The sequence below is a fragment of the Cryobacterium sp. RTC2.1 genome (assembly GCF_035018685.1).
GTDB lineage: Bacteria > Actinomycetota > Actinomycetes > Actinomycetales > Microbacteriaceae > Cryobacterium > Cryobacterium glucosi.
This window is the reverse complement of the sequence record NZ_JASJXJ010000171.1, coordinates 1-7,531: the sequence shown is the minus strand read 5'-3', so window position 1 is coordinate 7,531 and position 7,531 is coordinate 1. Positions and strand designations below refer to the sequence as shown.

7 protein-coding genes are annotated in these 7,531 nt (G+C 60.0%); 4 read left to right on the top strand and 3 right to left on the bottom strand.

Annotation, left to right across the window (positions count from 1 at the left end; all coding sequences use genetic code 11):
• The 3 genes from QN357_RS16420 to QN357_RS16410 all read left to right on the top strand — a co-directional run.
• On the top strand, positions 1-304 hold a 304-nt coding region (locus QN357_RS16420; protein ID WP_323505216.1), incomplete at its 5' end, for a hypothetical protein.
• A 587-nt stretch (positions 305-891) separates the two neighbouring features.
• Positions 892-2,133, top strand: a complete 1,242-nt coding sequence (locus QN357_RS16415; RefSeq protein WP_322136736.1) for an IS256 family transposase — start codon at positions 892-894, stop codon at positions 2,131-2,133.
• 255 nt (positions 2,134-2,388) lie between these two features.
• Complete coding sequence (locus tag QN357_RS16410) at positions 2,389-2,712, top strand: helix-turn-helix domain-containing protein (RefSeq protein ID WP_166790624.1); 324 nt, start codon at positions 2,389-2,391, stop codon at positions 2,710-2,712.
• A 171-nt stretch (positions 2,713-2,883) separates the two neighbouring features.
• Here the strand turns inward: QN357_RS16410 and QN357_RS16405 are convergent, their stop codons facing one another.
• The 3 genes from QN357_RS16405 to QN357_RS16395 form a co-directional block, all read right to left on the bottom strand.
• Positions 2,884-4,158 (bottom strand): type II toxin-antitoxin system HipA family toxin, encoded by a 1,275-nt coding sequence (locus QN357_RS16405; RefSeq protein WP_322136737.1) that lies wholly within the window; start codon positions 4,156-4,158, stop codon positions 2,884-2,886.
• A complete protein-coding gene (locus tag QN357_RS16400) occupies positions 4,115-4,387 on the bottom strand; it encodes a helix-turn-helix domain-containing protein (protein WP_134558626.1) in 273 nt (90 codons plus the stop codon). Before QN357_RS16400 ends, QN357_RS16405 begins: the two co-directional genes overlap by 44 nt.
• Positions 4,388-6,298: 1,911 nt before the next feature.
• Entirely contained in the window at positions 6,299-6,451 is a 153-nt protein-coding gene (locus tag QN357_RS16395; protein ID WP_241975362.1) for a hypothetical protein, read from the bottom strand.
• Positions 6,452-6,582: 131 nt separating this feature from the next.
• Here QN357_RS16395 and QN357_RS16390 point away from each other — a divergent pair, with 131 nt between their 5' ends.
• Positions 6,583-7,218: a helix-turn-helix domain-containing protein gene (locus QN357_RS16390; protein ID WP_134559191.1), complete on the top strand. Its 636-nt coding sequence runs from the start codon at positions 6,583-6,585 to the stop codon at positions 7,216-7,218.
• The last annotated feature ends 313 nt before the right edge of the window (positions 7,219-7,531 follow it).

The following is a 7,531-nucleotide window of genomic DNA, read 5'->3' as shown; positions in this document are numbered from 1 at the left end:
GAACTCGCCGCCGCCTAAGCTAGAACAACTGACCCGCATGGTGTTGAGAAACTCCACCACTCAGCGGGACGTGACCGACTTGCTCTTCCCAAGCTTTCAATTCGGCCCGGATGGCGAATTCCTCCCCAGCTTGGACAGAGTACTGAAAGCCCTGGGCGACACCCTTGACGATTGGAGCATCGCCCTTTGGATCGTCTACAGAGACCCCCAAGACGGCATTAGCAATTTTGAAAGGTTGCGGTCGGGCGACGCCGAGACTGTAGTCCAACGCGCCACACGCCGAGCAGAAATCTTGCGTCACTGAAAAACACAGAGCCGCAGGGATACAGACAGACGTTCGGCCATCTCTCGGCAGGACTAGCCGGCGCAACAACTGGACCATAGCCGCCGGTGCTCGCTCGCGCTGCGGCCTTGCTACCCGTCTTCCTCGATGCCGCGGAAACTACGTGGTTGTTTCGGGTTCGTCTCTCGTTACGTCGATGACCGGAAATCCGGCCCGCCCGAGGGCCTCGGTGACGCTACGCACCGCGGAATCATTGTCCCGTGCCTCCTGCGACGATATGACAAGTCCTCTCCCGTTCTCGGTGCCTAGCGTGCAGTCGGCAAACCCCAGGTCGAAGTGTCGGTCGGAGTCGACGTCAGTCAGCCCTTTCCGATCTCACGCAGGGTCCGGAGTATGCATTTGCCCAGCTCTCGATGCGTGACTTGTCGGACTATGAAGAAAGGCCATCAGAGCGGCGCCATCCTAAATAGCCGGGCTCCACGTCATCGGGGTTGCGTCCAATAGCGTGGTGTAACCCCGGCCCTGATGGGCGTGTTGCACCGACGTGAGGCGGCCACCGCGTGATTCTTGGAAAGACCGATCAAGTCTTTTCCGAAGGAGTACACGCGATGACCGCACCCCATTTTATTGACCCTGCCCGTTTCCTGTCCGAACAACTCGAGCAAGCCTCGCCGGACCTGATGCGGCAGATGCTGACCACGTTCATCAACGCGCTGATGAGCGCCGAGGCCGAAGCCGTCTGCGGCGCCGAATACGGCCAGATCTCCGCCGACCGGACCAACTCCCGCAACGGCTACCGGCACCGTGATTTCGATACCCGCACCGGCACCCTCGACGTCGCGATCCCGAAGCTGCGCACCGGCACCTACTTCCCGGACTGGCTCCTCGAGCGCCGCCGCCGGGCCGAAGCCGCCCTGACCAGCGTCGTGGCGACCTGCTACCTCCTCGGGGTGTCGACCAGACGGATGGAGAAACTCGTCGAGTCCCTCGGCATCACCCGCCTCTCCAAGTCGCAGGTGTCGATCATGGCCAACGACCTCGACGAGCAGGTCGAGCAGTTCCGCACCCGCCCCCTCGACGCCGGCCCCTACACGTTCGTCGCCGCCGATGCCCTGGTGCTGAAGGTCCGCGAGGGCGGCCGTGTCGCCAACGTCCACGCGCTCCTCGCGACGGGCGTGAACAAGGACGGGCACCGCGAGATCCTGGGCTTGCAGGTCACCAGCGCCGAAGACGGCGCCGGCTGGCTCGGCTTCTTCCGCGACCTGACCGCCCGCGGCCTCACCGGTGTGAAACTCGTCACCAGCGACGCGCATGCCGGCCTCGTGGCCGCCATCGGGGCCACCTTGCCCGGTGCGACCTGGCAGCGCTGTCGCACCCACTACGCCGCGAATCTCATGTCCGCGACCCCGAAGTCCAGCTGGCCGTGGGTGAAGACCCTGCTCCACTCCGTCTACGACCAGCCCGACGCGGACGCCGTCCACGCCCAGTTCGACCGAGTCCTGAACGCCCTCGAGGAGAAGCTCCCCGCGGTCGCCACCCACCTTGAGGGAGCCCGGGCGGACGTGCTCGCTTTCACCGGTTTCCCGAAGGAAATCTGGCGTCAGCTCTGGTCCAACAACCCACAGGAACGCCTCAACCGCGAGATCCGCCGCCGCACCGACGTCGTGGGTATCTTCCCCGATCGCGGCTCCCTGATCCGACTCGTCGGCGCGGTCCTGGCCGAACAACACGACGAATGGATCGAAGGCCGCCGCTACCTCGGCCTCGACGTCCTCAGCCGCTCACGCCTCACCCTCATCCCGACCGACAAGGAGGAACCCACAACCGAACTCGGCGCCCTCAGCGCCTAGAAATCCAAGAATCACGCGGAAAACCCGTTACACCACACATTTGGACTTGACCGTCATCGGCGTCAGGAGAGAGAAATCAACCTTGACGCTTAACTCCCGCCCGAACCCTGCAGCTCCGCATATTCTTCATGCCCACCAGGCGCACATCCATTCGGTTCGCTGAGACCCGGCTTGCAGCGAACTCAGCCTCAAACCACAATGTATTGCTGCCAAAGTACTCTTAGCACCAATACATTGCACTTTATGGAGATGGCCATGGCAAGAAAAGCCCGCACTTACTCACCCTGGACCGTTGAAGCCATCACGATCCTTGGGCAGCAAATCACCGCCGAGCGCCGACTAATTCACTGGCGGCAACGCGACATAGCGGAGCGTGCAGGCATCTCCGCGGGGACTCTTATCGCCATTGAGAAAGGTTCCACCGCCACATCGATCGGCACGGTATTCGAGGTTGCGGCCCTGCTCGGCATCCCCCTTGTTGGCGCCACCGAGGAGGGCCCACGAGAGCTAATCAACACTCGCCTGGCCCTGCTCCCCACGAGAATGAGACTGCCCACGGAATACGACGATGATTTCTGACACCGACTTCGAGTGCGCCCGGCGCCCGCCATCAGTGGATAGAGTCACAATGCCGATGTACGCCTCAATCCTCCGGAACGACTACTCCGCCATCGTCGACAGAGTCCCCTCTGCCCGCCGTGAACGGTGACTCTTCTCGGACGATCGTCGCTTGGCTGCGAACAGGACGATCTACCGAGTCTCCCCGGTCGGGCGTCCCTCGAGCAGGTTTCGGGTGAACCTGCGGACATCATCCTGCAGCCCGACATAGGCGTTGTCGACCGGACTCTCCGAATGGGCGAAACTCTCCACGGCTTCAAGCGCTGAGATGATGACCGCGCGCGGTGAACGAATGTTCCACGAGAGACCCTCCGCGATGAGGTCGTCAATGGTGATCGCCGCGTGCAAGTACTTCCGGTTGACGGCCAACGCCATCTTGCCGTCGCTATCGAGGTGAGTTTGGGGCACGACATCGTAGGCCGGTGTAATTTCCGTGCTGCCGTCCCGCATGTGGAGCATGCTGATGTTCTTGCCGTGCATGTCAAGGTTTCCCAGGGCCTGCGAGACGGTCAGCAACCCGAGGAGCTGGTCTACGGAGCGCCGGTCACCATTGCGCCCAAGGACGTGCGCCACTCGCTTGAGCGTCACTTTCCCGCCGAACTCCTGGTACTTCTCATTCTTCGATGCCCCCAGGGCCTGGTTCATGTCTTCCTGATGTATTCGTCCCTGTGGTGCATCCGGTGACCTGTCGTAGCGTTCGATAACGAGGCCGAGAACCCCACCGAAATCTTCTATCCATGCGTCGAATGTGGTCAGGCCAGCAGCTTTGGCCGCGCGGAAGCCGTATTCCTCATCAAACGTGATGCTCGGGTAACGAGCGGACGGCGGCTTGACGATGTGGGTGGACGGGTAGCCCTCAAGCACTTGGAACCACTGATCACCTTTGAGCGCCAGAACGATCTTGTCCTGCACACCGGCCAGCGACGTCCGACCGGACTTCGGTCGGTTTCCCAGCGGGGCAGCCTGCGCGTTGGTGAGCATCTTTCCGACTTCGACCCCGTCGACCAAGGCCACATCTGGCGTACGAGGCTCGCCCGCCGCCTCAGGGTCGTAAATCTGAACAGCCCCGGCGACATCTCGGCCAAATTGAGCCAATAGCGAGATGATGTCGTCGGTAGAGGCCCTGATCTCGGCGGCGAGATTATCCAGCGCAGTTCCCTCGGGAAGTAGCTCTGCGAAAAAGTTGCGGCGGCGTGCGGCTCTGCTGCGGTTGACAACGAGGTCGAAAGGAACAGACTCGGAGAGGATCGTGCTACCAAGCCCAAAGACATCGATGGCGTTCTTGTCCGCGTTGAAATCGAAGGCACGACGATCGGCGCCGACTAGACAACCGACTAGCTCGCCATATATTTCCACCCGCAAGTCAGCCATCAGAGTCGCGCGCAATGTCGTTGCCAAGTGGCGCATCTGGCGAGTCGTCGATCTCCATATACATTCGGACCCCGGTCTCCCGCATTGCCGCGAAGATACGCTCCAAAACGATCGTGCTCTTACCAGATTCCAAAGCCCAGATGTATTTCTGATCGGTCTGGAGCCTTTCGGCAAGATCACGCTGCGTCAGCCCGCTGACCAGGCGGCCTTGCTGCAGCATCCGGCCGAGCGCCTCAATGCTTCTCACTTCACCGCGTGATGCCATAGGTGCCCCTCTTGACGGTCATATCACCTTCATATTACTTGACGGTCTTATCACCGTCAATCGGCACGACGGCTTTATCGTAGTCAAACGCAACTGCGTGAAGACTAACGAAGGCGCCTAGACCGCGCCGCCCTCTCGCGCTGTCGGCGTACTAGAGCGCAAGCATCACGCAGGCCGATGAGTCAACCATCGGACTACAGCCAGGAATGTCCCGCTAACGCGTAGCAACGTGATCTCTCAACACGGGGCAGAGCGCACCGAAGGGACTCCGCGCGGCGCTCGTCAAGCCGTCGTCGACATGCTGTCCCTCGGTATCCCCAAAGCCCACGTCACGCGTCCCGCATCGAGTAGCGCCCAACGACCAAGCGGCCGGCGAAGTTGCCATGGGTCGACAGGCGTGACTCCCGAGAGCCAGACACTCGCCCGCCCCTCCCCATCCTTTTCCATTTCCATTTCCATTTCCCCTTCCAGCATCGAGGGCTCGTGTACGCCTCGTCGAGTTCTCGTCGAACGCTGTTCCACGGAATCCAAAGCATCCACACGCACTGTCTCGACCTTGGGGCGAGGAAGAGCAAAGACCAACAACCAGAACGGCCGGCAAGCTATTCGCAGACCCAGGAGCGGATCTCTCGAAGACCAGGGGTGCGCCCTCCCCTTCCATTTTCCCCTTCCACTGGTCCTTCTCCTTCTCGCATCGAGGGCTCGTGTGGACATCCGCGAGCCCTCAGTGGACCCTCACCGAGTCCTCGTCGAATGCGAACGACAGACCCGCGAGGTCTGCGCTTGTGGGCAGGCTTCACGCGCAAGGAAGGGGCACAAGGGGAGACTGATGAGCAACGCACCTCTGGCAACCGGACAACTCACCCGAGCGGACCTGTGCGTGCGCTAGGCAGCAGCTGCCGCTTCGGCTCCGATCCTCATGCATTGGTCGCACGGAGTCGGATACTCGTTGTGCAATGCACAGAAGCCGGACCGGTCGCCGGCCCGCGGCGGCAGTGGCAGTGTTGCTACCGGGGCGACTTGCGAGGCGGTAGCCATGAGCGCCAACCTGAGATTTCCGCAATCCTTGCACGGAAGGTCTGTTCCATTGGGATGGCGGCTGCAGAATGGTGGGCGAACTCGCCCCGTATGACTCACTGGGCCCATAGCTCGGTTGAGGCTCTCCCGCGTCCCACTCTTCGCTGATGCCGCACTTTCTGCGGCGTTTGGACCCCAGGGTGGGATCGGATGTGCCACCTTCGAAGGACGATCGATCTTCTGGTGAACAAGCCAGTTCACGACCTCGAAGTACGTCTTTCTTCCGGAGTCGTAGGTGCGAATACGACCGGCGTCCACAAGTTCGTCGAGGTCCTCCTCGATCATTTTGCGCGTCACGTTGTCCTCAAAACGCCAGAGGTCGCCCTTCACAACTCGCGCGTCGAAGATATTGCGTCCATTGTCATCAGCAAATAGCCACAGTCCAATCCACGTGAGACGCGCTCGCAAGCTCAGAGCGACCACATCATCGCTCTGGAAAAAGGCCGGCTTAATGGTTCGAATGCGGGCCACTAGGACTCAACCCTTCCGAATCGGGACCGGAAGTGGCCGGTTGGTGTCGCGGCATCCGACCTGGGCCGAACGACTCGACGAGCTGTGAAAGGACTATCGGCGCCGCACTCTAGTGCTGAAAAGGAGACGAAGAACTTGGAAGCCTCCTCGAGGTGGCAACGAGATCGGAGCTGTTCACGCCCCGGATTATCTGCATTGCACATGTCGAAGATCGTGTCCTTAGTGCGCCCTGCAGTCGAGTTCCGCGGCAAAAGGGCCTTCGCGGATTTCTTGGTATTGTTCATGAACCATTCTCCTAGCGGTGGTGATTTGTCGAAGCCGTCACCGAGTTACAGGTCGGTGACGGCACCCTCGTTGCCCTTTTCACGCGTCCTCCAGAGCTGTGCCTCTCCGCGCGCTGACTTCAATCCAGTCGATGACCTCCGACTCGACGTAGATGACCGTCTTGGGAGTTGGCTTGCGGTACCGAGGGCCCTTCCCGGTGAAACGCAACTGGGCAAGGGATCCCTTCGTCATGCCGGGGATAATCTCGCAGACTTGCTGCGGTGAGAGATACCTAGTCAATTCAGCTCCATCTCGCATACACAAAACCGAAGCGTTCTGTGTACGGGCTATACACTACACATAATCCACGATATTGTGTCTACATGTTTGAAACGGTTGAATATGAGCTTGGGAAGCAAATCGCCCACTTCCGAAAACTACTCAAGATGAGCGCCGATGAACTTGCCGAAAAGGCTGGATTCGGACTGACTAGATCGATAGTCGCCAATCTAGAGAATGGTCGAAAAGAGGATGTGACCGTGAGGCAACTCCTTGCGATGGCATTCGTGCTGGAAGTACAGCCAGCTGACTTGATCTTCCCCTTGAAGCAACCGTATAAGCGGATAGAAATCGCGAACGGAGAGAACAATGTCGTGCTCACGCCAATGTGGCTCGCTCGCGATTGGTTCACCGGAACAGGCAGCAGAAAGACGACCAGTTCTCTATTGAACGGTGAACCCATGCTGAACCCGCCGGGATTCGGTTATTCAGAGAACGAGATCATATTGATCGACCTCCGCAAACGAAGCGAACTACTTGAACAACTCGACCGACCAGAGAGCGGTTACCGCTTCGCGCCCCAGCGGAAGGGTTTCACAGTCAACCAGACAGCGAAATTCTTGTATCAGCGTGATCAGGAATCCAACCACGCTAACCTCTATCGGGTCGAGAATCGGCTGCGCGCCGCGGGCGTGAACCTGGAAAATCCGATCGGCCCGTCTCCCGAGACCCCCTTCTAGACATGGGTAGCATCACTCCTTACGAGACCGTAGCCGGCAAGCGCTATCGGGCTCGCTACCGCAAACCCGACCACTCCTCCACTGAGCGGCGCGGCTTCTCAACGAAGAAAGCTGCCGAGCTCTTCTTGGCTTCAATCGAAGTATCCAAGGCCAGAGGCGAGTTTGTGGATGCAACCGCATCTAGGTCAGTCATCGATATCCTCGGAGACGAGTGGTTGAACAATCAATCACACCTAAAACCGGCTCTCCTGACTCTTCCGTGGGTTAGTCCCGGCCGGGAAGCACGGGTTTGTGCCCGCCGAGGCTGAGCATT

Bases quoted from the DNA above. Each gene is read 5' to 3' on its own strand.
- QN357_RS16390 (WP_134559191.1), top strand. From the start codon at position 6,583: ATGTTTGAAACGGTTGAATATGAGCTTGGGAAGCAAATCGCCCACTTC.
- QN357_RS16415 (WP_322136736.1), top strand. From the start codon at position 892: ATGACCGCACCCCATTTTATTGACCCTGCCCGTTTCCTGTCCGAACAA.
- QN357_RS16410 (WP_166790624.1), top strand. From the start codon at position 2,389: ATGGCAAGAAAAGCCCGCACTTACTCACCCTGGACCGTTGAAGCCATC.
- QN357_RS16395 (WP_241975362.1), bottom strand. From the start codon at position 6,451: ATGACGAAGGGATCCCTTGCCCAGTTGCGTTTCACCGGGAAGGGCCCT.
- QN357_RS16400 (WP_134558626.1), bottom strand. From the start codon at position 4,387: ATGGCATCACGCGGTGAAGTGAGAAGCATTGAGGCGCTCGGCCGGATG.
- QN357_RS16405 (WP_322136737.1), bottom strand. From the start codon at position 4,158: ATGCGCCACTTGGCAACGACATTGCGCGCGACTCTGATGGCTGACTTG.